The 16,628-nt window shown below is 73.5% G+C and carries 15 protein-coding genes and 1 pseudogene; 4 read left to right on the top strand and 12 right to left on the bottom strand.

Annotated elements, in window-relative coordinates; translation table 11 throughout:
• Positions 1–41: 41 nt before the first annotated feature.
• A pseudogene (locus AB0M92_RS12490) lies at positions 42–875 on the top strand (DMT family transporter); the annotation flags it as partial.
• A gap of 75 nt (positions 876–950) precedes the next feature.
• On the opposite strand, the gene AB0M92_RS12485 reads toward AB0M92_RS12490, so the two are convergent.
• Positions 951–2,198, bottom strand: coding sequence for a transglycosylase family protein (locus tag AB0M92_RS12485; protein WP_366102088.1), 1,248 nt, complete (start codon positions 2,196–2,198; stop codon positions 951–953).
• Positions 2,199–2,383: 185 nt separating this feature from the next.
• Between AB0M92_RS12485 and gndA the strand changes: the two genes are divergently transcribed.
• Positions 2,384–3,826 (top strand): NADP-dependent phosphogluconate dehydrogenase, encoded by a 1,443-nt coding sequence (gene gndA, locus AB0M92_RS12480; RefSeq protein WP_366102087.1) that lies wholly within the window; start codon positions 2,384–2,386, stop codon positions 3,824–3,826.
• A 311-nt stretch (positions 3,827–4,137) separates the two neighbouring features.
• Here gndA and AB0M92_RS12475 read toward each other — a convergent pair whose 3' ends face one another.
• The 6 genes from AB0M92_RS12475 to AB0M92_RS12450 all read right to left on the bottom strand — a co-directional run bounded on the left by AB0M92_RS12475 (position 4,138) and on the right by AB0M92_RS12450 (position 6,416).
• Entirely contained in the window at positions 4,138–4,785 is a 648-nt protein-coding gene (locus AB0M92_RS12475; RefSeq protein ID WP_366102085.1) for an aspartate/glutamate racemase family protein, read from the bottom strand.
• Positions 4,779–5,138 carry a GNAT family N-acetyltransferase gene (locus AB0M92_RS12470; RefSeq protein WP_366102084.1) on the bottom strand — a complete coding sequence of 120 codons (360 nt, stop codon included), beginning with the start codon at positions 5,136–5,138 and terminating at the stop codon, positions 4,779–4,781. The genes AB0M92_RS12475 and AB0M92_RS12470 overlap by 7 nt, the downstream gene beginning before the upstream one ends.
• 15 nt (positions 5,139–5,153) lie before the next feature.
• The gene (gene panD, locus AB0M92_RS12465; RefSeq protein WP_366102083.1) at positions 5,154–5,573 is read right to left on the bottom strand and encodes an aspartate 1-decarboxylase; all 420 of its coding nucleotides are present in this window, start codon (positions 5,571–5,573) and stop codon (positions 5,154–5,156) included.
• 122 nt (positions 5,574–5,695) lie between these two features.
• Positions 5,696–5,983, bottom strand: a complete 288-nt coding sequence (locus AB0M92_RS12460; RefSeq protein WP_366102082.1) for a hypothetical protein — start codon at positions 5,981–5,983, stop codon at positions 5,696–5,698.
• The gene (locus tag AB0M92_RS12455) at positions 5,965–6,147 is read right to left on the bottom strand and encodes an MFS transporter (protein ID WP_366102081.1); all 183 of its coding nucleotides are present in this window, start codon (positions 6,145–6,147) and stop codon (positions 5,965–5,967) included. The genes AB0M92_RS12460 and AB0M92_RS12455 overlap by 19 nt, the downstream gene beginning before the upstream one ends.
• Positions 6,144–6,416, bottom strand: a complete 273-nt coding sequence (locus AB0M92_RS12450; RefSeq protein ID WP_366102080.1) for a hypothetical protein — start codon at positions 6,414–6,416, stop codon at positions 6,144–6,146. Before AB0M92_RS12450 ends, AB0M92_RS12455 begins: the two co-directional genes overlap by 4 nt.
• A 207-nt stretch (positions 6,417–6,623) precedes the next feature.
• On the opposite strand from AB0M92_RS12450, the gene AB0M92_RS12445 reads away from it, so the two are divergent.
• Positions 6,624–6,836 (top strand): hypothetical protein, encoded by a 213-nt coding sequence (locus tag AB0M92_RS12445; protein WP_366102079.1) that lies wholly within the window; start codon positions 6,624–6,626, stop codon positions 6,834–6,836.
• A gap of 65 nt (positions 6,837–6,901) precedes the next feature.
• Positions 6,902–9,349: a SpoIIE family protein phosphatase gene (locus AB0M92_RS12440; RefSeq protein ID WP_366102078.1), complete on the top strand. Its 2,448-nt coding sequence runs from the start codon at positions 6,902–6,904 to the stop codon at positions 9,347–9,349.
• A gap of 39 nt (positions 9,350–9,388) precedes the next feature.
• Here the strand turns inward: AB0M92_RS12440 and fusA are convergent, their stop codons facing one another.
• The 5 genes from fusA to AB0M92_RS12415 all read right to left on the bottom strand — a co-directional run bounded on the left by fusA (position 9,389) and on the right by AB0M92_RS12415 (position 16,310).
• Positions 9,389–11,467, bottom strand: a complete 2,079-nt coding sequence (gene fusA, locus AB0M92_RS12435; protein WP_366102077.1) for an elongation factor G — start codon at positions 11,465–11,467, stop codon at positions 9,389–9,391.
• Between the two features lie 399 nt (positions 11,468–11,866).
• Positions 11,867–12,436, bottom strand: a complete 570-nt coding sequence (locus AB0M92_RS12430; protein WP_366102076.1) for a hypothetical protein — start codon at positions 12,434–12,436, stop codon at positions 11,867–11,869.
• Positions 12,437–12,500: 64 nt separating this feature from the next.
• Positions 12,501–13,538 carry an SCO0930 family lipoprotein gene (locus tag AB0M92_RS12425; protein WP_366102075.1) on the bottom strand — a complete coding sequence of 346 codons (1,038 nt, stop codon included), beginning with the start codon at positions 13,536–13,538 and terminating at the stop codon, positions 12,501–12,503.
• 145 nt (positions 13,539–13,683) lie between these two features.
• Complete coding sequence (locus tag AB0M92_RS12420; RefSeq protein WP_366102074.1) at positions 13,684–15,132, bottom strand: NADH-ubiquinone oxidoreductase-F iron-sulfur binding region domain-containing protein; 1,449 nt, start codon at positions 15,130–15,132, stop codon at positions 13,684–13,686.
• Entirely contained in the window at positions 15,129–16,310 is a 1,182-nt protein-coding gene (locus AB0M92_RS12415) for a hypothetical protein (protein WP_366102073.1), read from the bottom strand. The genes AB0M92_RS12420 and AB0M92_RS12415 overlap by 4 nt, the downstream gene beginning before the upstream one ends.
• Positions 16,311–16,628 lie beyond the last annotated feature (318 nt).

Here is a 16,628-nt window from a genome sequence, read left to right as displayed (position 1 = left end):
GGGGGAGGAATAGGCCGATCGGGTGGGGCATTGTGGAATTCATGAGTGCCCTTGCGCTGTCGGTCCTGCTCTGCCTGGTGTCCGCGGTCGCGTACGCGGGCGGCGCGATCGTCCAGGAACAGGTCGCGGCGAGCACCCCCGACCGCCCGTGCGCGCCGTTGCGCCGGGTCGGCTGGTGGTGCGCGGTCGGGCTGAACGGCCTGGGCGCCCTGCTGCACGTGGTGGCCCTCGCGTACGGCCCGCTGAGCCTGGTGCAGCCGCTCGGCGCGCTGACCATCGTGTTCGCCCTGCCGATGGCGGCCCTCTTCGTGCACCGCAGGGCGGGTGCGGCGGCTTGGCGCGGTGCGGTGCTGGCCACGGTGGGGCTGGCCGGGCTGCTGGCGCTGACGGGCGGGGACGGAGCCGCGGACCAGCCGCTGTCGGGCGGGGAGCGGGGTCTGCTGCTGATCGTGACCGGGGCCGGGGCGGCCGTGCTGATGGGGGCGGCGCACCGGATGCACCGGGCGGACCGGCCGGTGCCGCGCAGCGTGCTGCTGGCGGTCGCGGCGGGTGCGGCCTTCGGCATGGCCTCCGTGTTCACGAAGTCGGTGGCCGAGGCAGCCGAGGACTCCTTCTTCGCCCCGGAGGCCCTCGGCTCGGTCTGGCCCGATGTGGCGGCGATCGCCGTCCTGGCGTCGGGCGGGCTGCTGCTCGCCCAGGCCGCCTACCGGGGCGCGGGGCTGGCCGCCCCGCTGGCCACGCTGACCGTGGTCAATCCGGTGGTCGCGGCGGCGGTCGGCATCTCGCTCTTCGACGAGGGCTTCCGCTTCGGCGCGGCGGGCACGGCGGCCGCCCTGGCCAGCGCCGTGCTGGCGGCGGTCGGCCTGATCCTGCTCGCGGTCGTGCCGCCGCACGCACGCGGGTCAGATGCCGGCGCCGCGGCGGCGCCGGACGGCCGTGCCGCGGCCCCGTCAGATGCGGACGCCGCGGCCCCGGAGGTACTTCAGGGGGTCGATGTCGGAGCCGTAGCCGGGGGACGTGCGCATCTCGAAGTGGAGGTGCGGTCCGGTGGTGTTGCCGGTGGAGCCGGAGCGGCCGATCCGCTGCCCGCCGGAGACCTGCTGCCCGGCCTTGACCCCGAGCGCCGAGAGGTGGGCGTACTGGGAGTACCGGCCGTCGGCGTGCCGGATGACGACCTGGTACCCGTACGCACCGGCCCAGCCGGCGGAGACGACGGAGCCGGGGCCGACGGCCTTGACGGAGGTTCCGGTGGCGACCGGGAAGTCGACGCCGGTGTGGTAGCCGCTGGACCAGGACGAACCGGCCACGTGGTACGCGGTGCCCATGGAGGCGTCCACGGGGGCGACGAAGCCGCCCGAGGCCGGCTGATGCTGCGCTGAGGCGGGTGCGGGGGCGGGCTTGTCCGCCGGCTTCTCGGCGGGCTTCTGCGCCGGCTTCTGCGCGTTCGGCTCCACGGGCTTGACCGGCTCGGCGGTCCGCGGCGGCTTCTCGGGGTTCTGCGCGGGCGGCGCGGCTGGCGGGCCCGGTGCGGCGGTGACGCGCAGGGTGAGCCGCTGACCGGGGAAGATCAGGTTCGGATCGCTGCCCACGGTGGCCCGGTTGGTCTCGTACAGGGCCTGCCAGCCGCCCTCGACGTGCTGACCGGTGGCGATCGCCGAGAGGGAGTCGCCGGGCGCGACCACGTACGGGTTGGGCAGCACCGAGGTGCCGGTCGGACGGGGCGCGGTGGCCGGCGGCGCGGTGGGCTTCGCCTCCTTGACCTGGACCTGGACCTTCACGCCCTGGCCCTGACCCTGCGGGGAGGGCGCGGCCGCGGGGCCGCCGCGCGAGAGCCCGGCCTGCTTCCCGCACACCGGCCAGGCCTGCGGGCCCTGGCCCGCCAGGACCTTCTCCGCGACCGCGATCTGCTGGTCCTTGGTGGCCTGGTCGGCGCGGGCGGCGTACGCGGTGCCGCCGAAGGCGCGCCACGTGCTCTGGCTGAACTGGAGCCCGCCGTAGTAGCCGTTCCCGGTGTTGACGTGCCAGTTGTTGGTGGACTCGCAGTCCGCGACCTTGTTCCAGGTGTCCACCGAGGCGGCCTGGGCGGTTCCGGCGCCGATCAGAGGGAGCGCGAGCCCTGCGCCACCGGCGGTGACGACGAGCGAGGCGCGGTTGATGCTGCTCGGCACGTACCGGCGGTGCCGGCCCCGTACACCCATGGGAGCCCCCATTGAAGACATCAGGAACCGCACAACCTAACGGCGGGATCAGGGCATGACAAGGGGCGCAACAGGGCGCACGCCGGGGGAAGTTGACATTCTTTCGCATGGCGGGACGGCTTTGTCCGTTCCGGCCCCTGTAGCGTCGTTCCCACCCGCACATCGAAGCACTCAGGAGCGCATGCATGAGCAGCACCGCCCAGATCGGCGTCACCGGGCTCGCGGTGATGGGGAGCAACCTCGCCCGGAACTTCGCCCGCAACGGCTTCACGGTCGCCGTCCACAACCGCACGGCCGCGAAGACCACCGCCCTGGTGGAGGAGTTCGGGCACGAGGGTTCCTTCGTCGCCGCCGAGTCCGCGAAGGAGTTCGTGGACGCGCTGGAGCGGCCGCGCCGTCTGATCGTCATGGTGAAGGCCGGCGAGCCGACCGACGCCGTGATCCGCGAGTTCGCCCCGCTGCTGGAGCCGGGCGACGTCATCATCGACGGCGGCAACGCCCACTTCGAGGACACCCGGCGGCGCGAGAAGGAGCTGCGCGAACAGGGCATCCACTTCGTGGGCGCGGGCATCTCCGGCGGTGAGGAGGGCGCGCTGCTCGGCCCGAGCATCATGCCGGGCGGCTCCGCCGAGTCGTACGCATCGCTCGGTCCGATGCTGGAGAAGATCTCGGCGAAGGCCAAGGACGGTACGCCGTGCGTCTCGCACGTCGGCCCCGACGGCGCCGGACACTTCGTCAAGATGGTGCACAACGGCATCGAGTACGCCGACATGCAGCTGATCGCCGAGGCCTATCACCTGCTGCGCGATGTCTCCGGGTACTCCCCCGCGCGGATCGCGGAGACCTTCCGCGAGTGGAACCGGGGCCGGCTGGACTCGTACCTGATCGAGATCACGGCGGAGGTGCTCGCCCACACCGACGCCGAGACCGGCCGCCCGTTCGTCGACGTGGTGGCCGACGCGGCCGAGCAGAAGGGCACCGGCCGCTGGACCGTTCAGATCGCGCTGGACCTGGGCGTTCCGGTGTCGGGGATCGCGGAGGCCGTCTTCGCCCGTGCGGTTTCGGGCCACGCGGACCTGCGTACGGCCGCCCGGGGGCTCGCGGGCCCGGCGTCCGCGCCGCTGTCGGCCGAGGCGGCCGACGCCTTCGCCGCCCAGGTGGAGCAGGCCCTGTACGCCTCGAAGATCGTCTCGTACACGCAGGGCTTCCACCAGATCCAGGCGGGCAGCCAGGAGTACGGCTGGGGCGTGGACCCGGGCGCGGTGTCCTCGCTGTGGCGGGGCGGCTGCATCATCCGGGCGGCGTTCCTGGACCGGATCCGCACGGCGTACGACGCGCAGCCGGACCTGCCGAGCCTGCTCGCGGACCCGGGCTTCGCGCAGGAGATCGGCGAGGCCCAGGACGACTGGCGGGCCGTCCTGGTGGCGGCGGTCTCCCACGGCATCCCGGTGCCGGCCTTCTCCGCGTCGCTCGCGTACTACGACGCGCTGCGCGCGGAGCGGCTCCCGGCGGCCCTCACCCAGGGCCAGCGCGACTTCTTCGGGGCGCACACCTACCGGCGCACCGACCGCGAGGGCACGTTCCACACCCTCTGGAGCGGCGACCGCTCCGAGGTCCGTACGGCCTAACCGCGCGCGCGGTGACCCCGTACGCCGCTCAGGGGCCCGGGCTGCGGGATCGGCGCCGGCCCGGGCGGCGGCGGGATCGGATCCGGCTCGGGCACCGGCCCCGGTACGGGTGGCACGGGCCGCGGAACCGGCTCGGGGTCGGGGAAGGGCCGGGGGCCGGGCCCGGGCGGCGGCGGGATCGGATCCGGCTCGGGCACGGGCGGCTCCGTCATCTCTGCGTTTCGCACCATGACTCCCACCTTCCCCGCATCCGCCCGGGTACGCCCCCCGTAGGCCCGGTACGGGGGGCCGGTCGGGGCCCGCGCGCGGCGTCAGGGACGAACGGCTCCCTGACGGGCCGCGTGGACGGCCGCGGCCAGGCCGGGGGGAGGGCTGGCCAGGATCGGGGTGGACGTCACGGCCAGGAGGGCGGCGTCGGCCATCGAGGCCTGGGCCAGGACCATGACGTCCGCCCCCGTGACGCCGTCCGCCGCCCGGGCCACCAGGGCGAGGTAGCCCGCGGTGTCGGCGGCCTCGAAGCGGGACCAGGCCTGCGCGATCAGGTGCGTGGTGAGCGACACCGGGCGGCCGGCCCGGTCGGCCTCCTCCCTCAGCAGGGCGACCGTCGGTGCCAGCGTGGACTCCACGGTGGCGAGCACCGCGATGCGCGGGCCCGCACGGACGGCCTGCGCGGCCATCGGCCGGTCCACCCGCAGGACCGGGACACCGAGCTCCGGCGCCAGGGACTCCGCGACGGCGCCGAGGGTCGAGCAGGTCACGAGGACCGGGCCGACGGAGCCGGCCAGCAGGGCCCGCAGCACCGGGGCCACCGAGTCCGGGCCCTGCGCACGGGCCCGGTCCAACAGCTCCGGCGCCACGAGGTGGCGCAGTACGGCCCCGGGGTGGTCCCGGTCCCGCAGGGCGTCGAACACCGGCACGTGGACCGGCGAGGTGTGCAGCAGGGTCAGCCGCGTCACCACAGGTCGGGGCTCGCGGCGAGCTGCGCCTTCGCCGCCGCGACCGCCTCGGCCGGCGCCTCGGGCGCCTGCTCGGGGTGGCGGCCGGCCCAGGCGGCCGCGTACGGGCACAGCGGAACCACGGGCACCCCCTCGGCGGCGGCGATCCCGTAGAAGGACTTCACCAGGTCCCCGGCGATGCCCCGCCCCTCGTGCCCGGGCTCGACGATGGTGTGCACGGCCACGAGGGCGTGGGGCGGCGCGTCGAGCGCGAAGTACGCGATGAGGCCGACCACCTCACCGGCCTCGACGGCGAGCAGCCGCCCCGCCTCGCGGTCGTCCTTGAACCCGATGGCTCCGGCCTCGGTCTGCGACATGGTCCCCGACTCCCCTCAGCCAGCCACCGCGTGGGGGCTGCGTTCCTGGTCCGTTCCCGGCACCGGGGCGGACGGATCCGCGCCCAGTTCGATGATGCGGTTGTCCGCGTCGACGTGGACGACGCGCGGCTTCAACGCCCTCGCCTCGGCGTCCTCGACCTGTGCGTAACTGATGAGGATGACGAGGTCCCCGGGGTGCACGAGGTGTGCGGCGGCGCCGTTGATCCCGATGACCCCGGAACCGCGCTCGCCTTCGATGACGTACGTCTCCAGGCGCGCCCCGTTGGTGATGTCCACGATGTGGACGAGCTCCCCGGGCAGCAGATCCGCCGCGTCGAGCAGATCGGCGTCGATGGTCACGGAACCGACGTAGTGCAGATCGGCCTGGGTCACGGTGGCCCGGTGGATCTTGGACTTGAACATGGTACGAAGCATGCGAATACTCCCGATGTGTCTGCTCCCTGCCCGCTTCACGCAGGTCAAGGGCGGTCTCGGCAGACTAACAACCATTCGCGCGTGCGGTCATCCCTCCCCGGTCGGCTTTTCTCCCGGGTCCTTCAGGACTCAAGCCGGGCCTCCACCGTTGCACCCTCGGCCGATCCGGGCCCTCCACGTGCCGCGATCCTGCGGCGCCAGGCGATCGCGCCGACCGCCGCGAGGACCGACGTCGTGCCGCCGACGGCCAGCGCGACCCTCGGGTCCGAGGCGGCGGCCATGCCGATCGGCATCAGCAGGTCGGGCCGGCCGGACACGTGACGCAGACCCGCCCTGACCTGCTTGCCCGCCCGGGCCGCGCGCGGCCCGGCACGCAGGTCCCGTTCCCGCATCAGCAGCAGGGCCAGCACACGCAGAGGTAGCTCCCGGCGTTGAAGGCCATGGCCCAGGAGCCGCCGACACCGGCGATGAGCACGCCCGCCAGCGCCGGGCCGGTCACCTTCGCGAGCTGCCCGGCGGCCGAATTGAGTCCGAGGGCCGCGCTCACGCCCTCCCGGCCCACCAGTTCCGTCACGACGCCTGCCGGGTCGGGATGTCCACCGCGATCAGCACCCCCAGCAGGGCAGCGATCAGGCAGACGTGCCGCTCCAGGACGATCCGGTCCTCGGCGACACGCTGCATCCAGGTGCCGGTGTCCGACACGATCTCCCCGGCGAGGAAGAGCCGGTAGTTGCGGTGGCGCAGCGCCTTCGAGGCGTTGCCCCGGCCGGTTGCCCCTTGCTTCCGCGGCCCCGGCAGGCCCGTCCCAGCGCTCGCCCGGCCGCGAACGATGCCAGAACGCACAAGGCTGGTGTCAACTGCTGCCTGCGACTGCGGACTTGCCGGTGCGCCCCGCGGTGTCCTGCCCAACCGCCGTGACGCCGCCGCCCCATACGGCCGGTCAGAAGCCCGCACGAAATCACCGGCTGCCGACGGCACCCATCCGCGGGCTCCGCCGGCCCGGAAGGGAGCAGACTTGCTCATCGAGAACGCTCTGGCGCGCAATCCCCGGTGCGCCCGCTCTTCGACCTGACCGCCACCGAGGCGGCGGCGAACGAACCGGGCAGGACCTTCCGGCGGCGCATCGAGCTCGTCCTCGCCCTTGACGTCTGGCTGCGGCACTACGGAACCGAGCCGGCCTTCCGAGACCGGACCGGGCCGGGGTCCGCGGGCCGGGTGCGGGGCGGCTCCGGCGGGGCTCGACCCAGGCTGCACAAGTGGTGACTCAGAGCGATAATCGGAGCAGTACGCAGTGAGTCGTTCCGCGGATCGGGAAGTGGGGCGCAGTGATGCACGACCCGGTGTTCCACGATGCCTCCGGCGTGGTTGCGGAACCGGGTGAGGAGACGTACGCCCTGCTCGACGATCTCGGGGTGGTCATCGGGTGGGGGCCGGGGGCGGAGCGGCTGCTGGGCTACACCGCCCGGGAGGTGCACGGGGTGCGCGGGGCCGATCTGCTGCTCGCGCGCTCGGAGCCGGGGCACGCGGTGCTGCGGCACCACGACGGGCGCGAGGTCGAGGTGGCGCTCCACGCGCGGCCCATGATGTCCACGGCCGGGGAGCGGCAGTGGCTGATCCAGGCGACCGACATCGACGCCACGCGGCGGCGCGAGCTCAGCGAGGCCCTGATCAGGGGGCTGTTCACCGAGTCCCCCTTCCTCATCGACGTCTTCGACACGCAGCTGCGCTTCATCGCGCAGAACGACGCCCTGCGGCGCGGCGCGGGCTTCGCGAACGCGCAGTTCGTCGGGCGCACGATGTCCGAGGTGGCCCCGCCCGACCTGCTGGACATGGCGGCCCTCGAAGCACGCCAGCGCCATGTGCTGGAGACCGGCGAGGCCTTGGTGCAGACCGAGGTGCGGGGCCTGCTGCGCGGCGATCCCGACCGGCAGCACGTCTGGTCCGAGACCATCCTCCCGCTGCGCAGCAGCTCCGGCGAGCTGATCGCGCTCGCGCACACCGTGGCCGACGTGACCGAAGGGGCCCGGGCGCGCGAGCGGCTGGCGCTGGTCAACGACGCGAGCACGCGCATCGGCACCACGCTGGACGTGCTGCGCACGGCCCAGGAGCTCGTCGACGTGGCCGTACCGCAGTTCGCCGACCACGCCTACGTCGACCTGCCGGCCCTGGTCTTCGGCGGCGAGGAGCCGCTCGTCGGCCCGGTGGGCGAGAGCGTGACCCTGCTGCGGGCGGCGACCTCCTCCGCGCCCGGGATCCCGGTGAAGGCGGCGGTCGCGACGGGTGATCCCGACCCCTTCACCACCGGGCCGGGCTCCCTGTTCACCCGGGCCATGGCCGGCGGCGAACCGCTGCTGCTGAGCGGCGAGGAGCTGATCGCGGAGCTCGCCCCGGTCGACCCGGCGCAGGCCGAGCGGGTCCGCGCGTACGGGGTCCACTCCTGGCTGCTCGTACCGATGTCCGCCCGCGGGGCGGTGCTCGGCGCCGCCGTCTTCGTACGCCACGCCCGCGCCCACGGGTTCGAGCCGGACGACGTGCTGCTGGCCGAGGAGATCTCGGCGCGCGCGGCGGTGTGCATCGACAACGCCAGCCGCTACACGCGCGAGCGGACGGCCGCCCTGGCCCTGCGGCGCAGCCTGCTGCCCCAACGGCTGCCGGTGCTCGGCGCGTTGGAGGCGGTGGCCCGCTACCTGCCCGCGCACGGACAGGCGGAGCTGGGCGGGGCCTGGTACGACGTGATCCCGCTGTCGGGGGCGCGGGTGGCGCTGGTGGCGGGCGACGCCCACGGTCACGGCCTGAACGCCGCCGTGACCATGGGCCGGCTGCGGACGGCGGTGCGCACCCTCGCGGACCTCGACCTCTCCCCCGATGAGCTCCTCTCCTACATGGACGACCAGATCCACCGGTTCGTGGACGAGCACGGCGACGAGGAGGCCGGCGGCCGGCGCCGGGGCGGCGCGGCCGGGACGACGTGTGCGTACGCCGTCTTCGACCCGATCACGCGGCGGCTGGCCGTGGCGTGCGCGGGCCATCCGCCGCCCGTGCTCGCTCCGGTGGGCGGGCGGCCGGCCATCGTGCCCCTGCCCGCGGGTCCGCCGCTCGGCCTCGGCGGATCGCCGTTCGAGGGCACGGAGATGACGCTGAACGACGGGGACGTGCTGGTGCTCTACAGCCACGGCCTGGTAGCGGCCCCCGACCGGGAGGTGGACCTCGGCCTCGAACGGCTCCCGGAGGCGCTCTCGGGCATCGCGCTCACCCCACCGGACGGACTCGACCAGGCCTGCGACGCGGTGATCGGCCGGCTGCTCCCGGTGGCGCCGCAGAACGACGTGGCGGTGCTGATGGTGCGCCTGCACGAGCTGCCGGCCGAGCACCACGTCACATGGAACCTTCCGGCGGAGCCCGAGGTCGTGGCCCGCGCCCGTACCCTCGCGACGCGGCAGCTGGCCGTATGGGGCCTGGAGGAGCTGGAGTTCACCACGGAGCTGGTGGTCAGCGAACTGGTCACCAACGCCATCCGGTACGGCAGCGAGCCGATCCAGCTGCGGATGATCCGCGACCGCGAGCTGATCTGCGAGGTCTCGGACGGCAGCAGCACCTCCCCGCACGTACGGCGCGCGGAGGAGACGGACGAGGGTGGGCGCGGGCTGTTCATGGTGGCGCAGCTGGCCCAGCTGTGGGGCACCCGCTACCACGCCCGGGGCAAGACCATCTGGGCCGAACAGCCCTTCCCCGAGGGGTTCCTGGAGGAGGCCGGAGCCTCCTCCAGGAAGGGCTGAGCCCTGCACGCACCGGGGAGTGTCCCGCCCGGACGCGGCCTATCCGGCCAGGGCCTGCCGGTACGCCGCCTCCGGTACGGGGGCGTAGCCCGTGGGCCGGGCGGTGAACGTGCCCCGGCCCTGGGTGCGGCTGCGCAGCCGGGACGCGTAGCCGAACAGCTCGGCCAGCGGCACGGTGGCGGTGACCGCCGTGGTCCCGGCCCGCGCGGCCGAGCCCGAGACGCGTCCGCGCCGGGCCGCGAGATCGCCCAGCACCCCGCCGACGGCGTCGTCGGGTACGGTCACCACGACCTCGGCCACCGGTTCCAGCAGCTCCATCGCGGCGGCGCGCAGGGCCTCGCGCAGCGCGAACCTGCCCGCCGCCCGGAACGCCATCTCCGAGGAGTCCTTGGAGTGGGTGGCCCCGTCGGTCAGGGTCACCCGCAACCCGGTCACCGGATGGCCGCCGAGGGGACCCTCGGCGAGCGCGTCCCGGCAGCCCGCCTCGACGGCGCGGGCGTACTCCTGGGGCACCCGACCGCCGACGACCGCCGACCGGAACTCGAAGACGCCTTCGCCCGCCTGTTCCGCGTCCGGCGCCAACGGCTCGACGTCGAGGACCACGTGGGCGAACTGGCCCGCTCCGCCGTCCTGTTTGACGTGCCGGTACACGAGGCCCGACACCCCGCGCACGACGGTCTCCCGGTACGCCACCCGGGGGCGGCCCACCACGATCCGCAGTCCGTGGCTGCGGCGGATCTTCTCCACCGCCACCTCCAGGTGCAGCTCGCCCATCCCCGACAGGACCGTCTGACCCGTCTCGGAGTCCGTCCGCACCACCAGCGACGGGTCCTCCTCGACCAGTGCGGCCAGCGCCGCGGACAGGCGGCCCGTCTCGGCGCTGCCGCCCGCCTCGACCGCCACGGACACCACGGGTGCGGCGGACGTGGGCGGTTCGAGGACGAGTGGCGCCCCGGGGTCGCACAGCGTGGACCCGGCGCGCGTGCCCTTGAGCCCGACGACGGCGACGATGTCCCCGGCCACGGCCCGGTCCGCCTCGGCGTGCCGGTCGGCCTGGACGCGCAGGATCCGTCCGATGCGCTCGGTCCGGCCGGTGCCCGCGTCGAGCACGGTGTCCCCCTTCCTCATCGTTCCCGAATAGATCCGCAGGCAGGTCAGCCGGCCGGTCGCCGTCGCGTTCACCTTGAAGGCGAGCGCGGCGAACGGCGCCGCCGGGTCGGCGGCCCGTTCCTCCACCGCCGTGCCCCGGGTTCCCCGTACCGGCGGCATGTCCGCCGGCGAGGGGAGGTACGAGACGACCGCGTCCAGCAGCGGCTCGATCCCACGGTTGCGGTAGGCCGAGCCGCAGAGCACGACGACGCCCTCACCGCTGCGCGTCAGGTCGCGCAGCGCGGCGGTCAGCGTGGCGGCGGAGAGCGCCGAGGTGGCGCAGTACTCCTCCAGGGCGGCCGGGTGGAGTTCCGCCACCCGCTCCTCCAGCAGCCGGCGGCGGACGCCCGCCTCCTCGTACAGGGATTCGGGTACGGGACCCGCCGCGAACGAGTCCGGTTCGTCGCCCCAGACCAGCGCGCGCATGTGCACGAGGTCCACCGTCCCGCGGAAGCCGTCCTCCTGTCCAATGGGCAGCTGGACGACCAGCGCGGCGACGTGCAGACGCTCCTGTACGGACGCGATCGCCCGGTCGAGGTCGGCTCCGACACGGTCCATCTTGTTGACGAACACGAGGCGCGGCACGCCGTGGCGGTCGGCCTGCCGCCATACCGATTCGCTCTGCGGTTCGACGCCCGCGACGGCGTCGAACACCGCGACCGCACCGTCGAGCACGCGCAGCGAGCGCTCCACCTCGTCGGAGAAGTCGACGTGCCCCGGTGTGTCGATCAGGTTGACGCGGTGACCGTCCCACGTACAACTGACGGCCGCGGCGAAGATCGTGATGCCGCGGTCGCGTTCCTGGGGGTCGTAATCGGTGACGGTCGTGCCGTTGTGGACCTCGCCGCGCTTGTGGGTGGCCCCGGTGGCATAGAGGATCCGCTCGGTGACGGTGGTCTTGCCGGCGTCGACGTGCGCGAGGATGCCGAGGTTGCGGACGGTGGTCGAGGTGTGCGGGTGGGTGCGCATGGCCCGGGTCTTTCCGGTAGGTCGAGAAAAGGGCGGCGCGATGTGCGGACGGACAAGGAGGTACCGGGGCACACGAAGTGCCGAGGCGCACGGGGGCGCGGCCGGGCCTGCCCGGGCGTACGCAGACGTACCGGGGAGGGGGGTCGTGCCGTGTCGTGCCGTGTCAGTCGTCGCGGACATCCGATGGCGGCCGCGCAGCCGTCATCGGGAAGACGGAGACACCAGGATCACGTCGTACCGGGACCGGGGAGCGAACGCGGCGATGCGGTGACACACGGCCCGGCTCCCCTCTCGTCGGCTGAGTGCGCACCACGTCCCGTGGTGGCATGGGAGCGAGTGTAGGGACACGGCGGCGGCCCGGCACCGCATTTTGATCGCGGTGCCGGGCCGGACGCCTCCTCAGGAAGCGGCGGGACCGGGGGAGTCGTGCCCACCGGCATGGGAGGGGCCGGGGGAGGCGTCGTGCGTGGGGTCCTGGGACATGCCCTGGTGCATGTCTTGGGGCATGTCTTGGGGCATGTCGTGAGGGGAGCCGCCGTGGCCGGAGACGGTTTCGATGTTTCCGCCGAGGCGGGTGTGGGCGCCGGCCAGGGCCTCGGCGGAGGCCGCCGTGATGACCCAGGTGGGGCCGACGAGGTACGTACCGCCGTACATCTGGGCCTCGTTCAGCCAGGTCTGGCGGCCCTGCTCGCTGGTGAAGGTGGCCATCCGGAAGCCCTCCTGGCCCGATCCGCACGCCCCTTCCCGGAGTTCCTCCGCGTCGACCGTGGTTTCGGGCGTACAGCCGAGGGCGGCGCCGATCTCCTGGAGCGGGGCGGGGCGGGCGGTCGAGGCCGGGGCCGGGGCGGACGAGCCGTCGGCCGGTCGCTGACCGGCCGCCACCCGGGCGGCGCAGCCGCCGCACAGCAGCGTCGCGAGCAGCACGGCTGCGGCGGCGACGGAAGCGGCGGGACGCGGTGAACGGGGCATGGCTGACTGCCTCACAGGGTTCGGGGCCGGGACGGAATCGGAGGGGGCGGGGCCGGCGGCTTCGCTACGCCGTCGGGGGGACCTTCTTGCCCTCGGCGGTGACCGCGAACCAGAGCCCCTGCTTGTTGTGCCCGTTGGCCTGGCCGGGTTCGGTGTCCCCGGTGAAGGTGTAGACCGGCCAGCAGTCGATCGTGAGCTGCTCGCTGCCGTCGGGCCGCTTCACCGATCCGACCAGCTTGCCCGAAATTCCCTCGGCTTTCGCCTTGTCGATGGCCGCGGCGGGCTTCCACGTGTCCAGGCAGGCCCCGAGGCAGCCGAACTTCATCGGCCACGCACTGTCCTTGTCGAATCGGTAGAGCGTGCGCCACTGGCCGTCCACCAGGATCTTGCCGAGCTTTTCATTGTCGGCGACGGAGAGTTCCGCACCCGACTTCATGTTCATACCGGCCGCTCCCGCCCCCATTTCCATTCCGCTACCGGTATTTCCGTCCGCCTTCTGTTTCTTGTCGACCGCCTTCTTGCCGTCCGGTGCCAGTGCGTGCCAGGTGCCGCCGACGCCCTCGCCCTTCGCCTCGCCCGCCTTCGTGTCCTTCGCGTAGCGGTACACGGGCCAGCCGCCGAGCGTCAGCTGCTTGCTGCCGTCGGTCCGGTCGACGGAGCCGATCAGTGCCGCGTCGATGCCGGCGGCGGCCGAGGCGTCGTCGGCCGGGACGGCCGGCCACGTCGTGGCGCAGTCCCCCTCGCAGTTGGACTTGGGGGGCTGCGGGGTGTCCTTGTCGAAGCGGTAGAGGGCCATCCCGGCGCTGTCGGTGACCACGCTGCCCACGCTCGCGATGTCGCGTACGGACAGCTGCCCGGCCGGCGCCCCGGCGCCGGAGCCCGATCCGACGGCCGAGCCCGACCCGGAGCCGGCAACGCCCGCCCCGTAGCCGCCCGCTCCGTAGCCCGTGTCGTACGCGCCTCCGAGAGCCTTGCCCGCGCCTGCCGGCTGTACGGAATTCGTGTTGCGCGCGGCGCCATTGTCGCTGCTTCCGCATCCTGCCGCCAGCAGCAGAACCGCGGCCACTGATCCGACCGTTGAGATACGACGCGTCTTGTTCACGATCACTCCTTCGGGTTGAACCCGGGGGGTTCGTCTACTGCCTTATTCATAAGGCCTGACGGGTTCACCGAATTCGAATGAGCGGGAATTTATCAGATCGCGCTAACCCTTGAACTCCCGCCACCGGCCGCCGTTTACCGCCGGCTCATTCCTGAATGCGCAGCGCGAGCGCGGGGCAGCGCCGCACCGCTCGGAGCGCCATCGGCCGCAGCCTTCCGGGGACGGACATGACGGCCTCGGCCGGATAGCCGTCGCGGTCCAGCCTGACCACGTCGGGCAGCACGTCCACGCAGAGCCCGTGACCCTTGCACAGCGTCCAGTCCACGACGAGCCGTTCGGGGTTCTCGTCCTCGGGCAGGGGCAGCGCGCCGAGCACGCGGCGTCCGCAGCCGCTGCCCAGGGCGTGGTCGCGCATCTCGTCGGGGAAGACGGCGAGCGCGGAGGCCATGAAGGCCGAGGTGCCGTCGGGGTGGCTGCACGCACCGCGCCGCAGCACGCCCCGCATCCGCGCCTCGACCGCCTCCAGGGCGGGACGGCCTCCTCCCGCCACCAGAGCCTCCACGGCATCGGCGAGCGAGGGCAGGCCCCTGACGCACGGACCGCACTGGCCGGCGGTCTCGTCAGCCATCCAGCGCATCACGCGCGCCACTTCGCCGGCCGGGCAGGTGTCCTCGGGCAGCGGCAGGACCGCACCCGCCCCGAGCGTGGCCTTGAGCGAGGAGAGCGACTCCCGGGAGAGCAGGGCGGTCCGCGCCGCTGCGGCCGTCAGCCATTTGCCGTGGTACCCGCCGACCAGGACGCCCTGGCCCGGGGAGGAGCCGCACAGCTCCAGGACGTACGCGAGGGAGGTCCCGAGCGGCGCCTCGACGACCGTCGAACCGCTGATCGTCAGCATGACGGTGCCCGGCTCGCTCTCCAGGCCGACCGAGCGGAAGCCCTGCACCCCGATCCTGGCCGCGACGGCGAGCTGGGCGTACGTCTCGGTGTTGGACAGCAGGGTCGGCAGTCCGCTCAGCCCCCGCTCGCTGGTCCGGACCTTCTGCCCGTTGGGTATCGCGGCCCCACCGTTGAGGCCGTTCACGAGGGAGGTCCCCTCTCCGGAGACGAAGCGCTCGGGAAGCCTGCCGACGCGGACCCGGCTGGCGGCCACGCCGCGTTCGGCGACGGCGGCCCGCAGGGACTGCTCCACGTCGTCCCTGGTCACCCCGATGGCAATCTCCTCGGCACCGATCGCGTCGGCCGCCAACAGGGCGCCGTCCAGCACCAGGTGCGGGGAGTGCAACAGCATGGCGGCGTCCTTGAGGCAGCTCGGCTCCCCCTCGGTGCCGTTCACCACGACGGCGGTCCGCCCCTCCTTGGTGCGGGCGGAGCGGATGACCGCTTTGAGCTTGCGGGCGAACGGAAAACCCGCTCCCCCGCGGCCCCGCAGGTCGATGCCCTCGGCGAGCTCCACGAGATCGCCCGCGGTGTACTGCGACAACGGGCCGTGCACCACGGAGTGATTGGCGCGGTCGAGGCGCGGCAGCACATCGAGGCCGGCCAGCAGCCGGGGCTGGCCGACGCACCCGAGGGCGGGATCGACGATCGAGGTCACTGACGGCCCCGCATCCCGTCGAACGACCCGCCGGGCCGGTCCGTTCCGGGTCCGGCCGCGATACCGCTGGGGATGACCACCGTGTCGTACGTATCGGTGCCGTACGCGTCACCGCCGTACGCACCTCTGCCGTACGCGTCGCCGCCGTAGGCATCGCTGCCGTACGACGGCGCGTACGGCGTCGCACCGTACGGCGGGAGGATCTCGGTCGTGGGCTCCAGGGCCTGCCGGGGCGAGGGCACGAAGGGGCTCCCCGCCTGTGCGGCGGCCGGATCCGGCGGTGCGACCGAACGCCGGTCCGACTGCCGGGCCAGCCGCGCCGTCAGCCGTTCGGCGGCCCATTCCGCGGGTTGCCGTACGAACCGCTGCGGCGGGTACTTGGGCCGGGGCGGCGCGCCCTGTGGAGTCGCAGCCGACGCGGCGACCGGCCGTACGGGCGCGGCGCGCAGCCGCGCCCGGAGCCGTATGGCGAGTACGCCGGCCACCCCGAGCAGGCACAGGGCGTACGAAACGGTCACCCATGCGCTGGCGGGGCGGCCGGCCTTGAGCCCGTGCACCAGGGACGCGCCCCACGCGGGGTACGCGCCGAAGTGCAGGGCCCGCCACCACAGGGAGCGGCCCTTGGTGGCGAAGGCGCTGCGCACGGCTCCGGAGATCGCCGTGGAGACGAACACGTATCCGGCCAGGGTGCCGAGGCCGATGAGGAACGGCTGGTCCTGGTCCGTGAACGGCACGAAGGCGGAGGCGACACCCGTCTGCGACTCGGCGACCTTGACCCATATGTGCAGGAGCAGGAAGCCCAGCCCCGCGACGGCGAGGCCGCGGTGCGCCGCCTGGGCGACCAGCCGGTGCCCGGAGGTGAGCACCGTACGGTCCGTGGCCGCGAGGCCCCACAGGACGGCGGAGGTGAGCGAGACGAGCGAGAGGACGCCCGCCCCGAAGTCGAGGAAGTCCCAGAAGTGGCTCAGGGCGCCCGCCCGGGCCGCCACGGACAGGGCGAGCAGGCCCGTGAGGGCGGCGATGACGAGCGTGGCGGGGCGCACGCCTCCGGCAGGGGACAGCAGGGGCGGCCGCCGCACGGCGCGCCGGCCGGCGGCCACGGCGGCGGCCGCGCCGGCATGGCGTCTGGTGCTGCGCGCCCGGTGTGAACGGGGCGTACGGGCTGGGGACAGGGGCATGTAGTTCTCCCATACGCCCAGGCCCGAGGCACTCCACCGCGCACTCGGCGCCCGGGGTAGTCGACGGAACTGCTCCGTGGCGGGCGGGAGATGAGGTCCCGCCGACCGGAAGCTGGGGCCGGAGTGCAGAAGCATCGTGGACCTTCGCAACGCCTCCACAGTATTTATCTAATCGTGACAAGTTCTGGCGCGCGTGGCATCGTCACACCTGACGTCCCCGGAAGATTCCCTTCCAACGGTGCGGTGGCAACGGGAGTGACGTCTTGTCCGCCACCACACCTCCCCGACGGCAAAACTCAGGCAAAGCCGCGGGACTGC

The sequence above is a fragment of the Streptomyces sp. NPDC051582 genome (assembly GCF_040681715.1).
In the GTDB taxonomy this organism is placed as follows: domain Bacteria; phylum Actinomycetota; class Actinomycetes; order Streptomycetales; family Streptomycetaceae; genus Streptomyces.
Note: the sequence above shows the minus strand (reverse complement) of the source record. Positions and strands in the feature narration are given on the sequence as shown.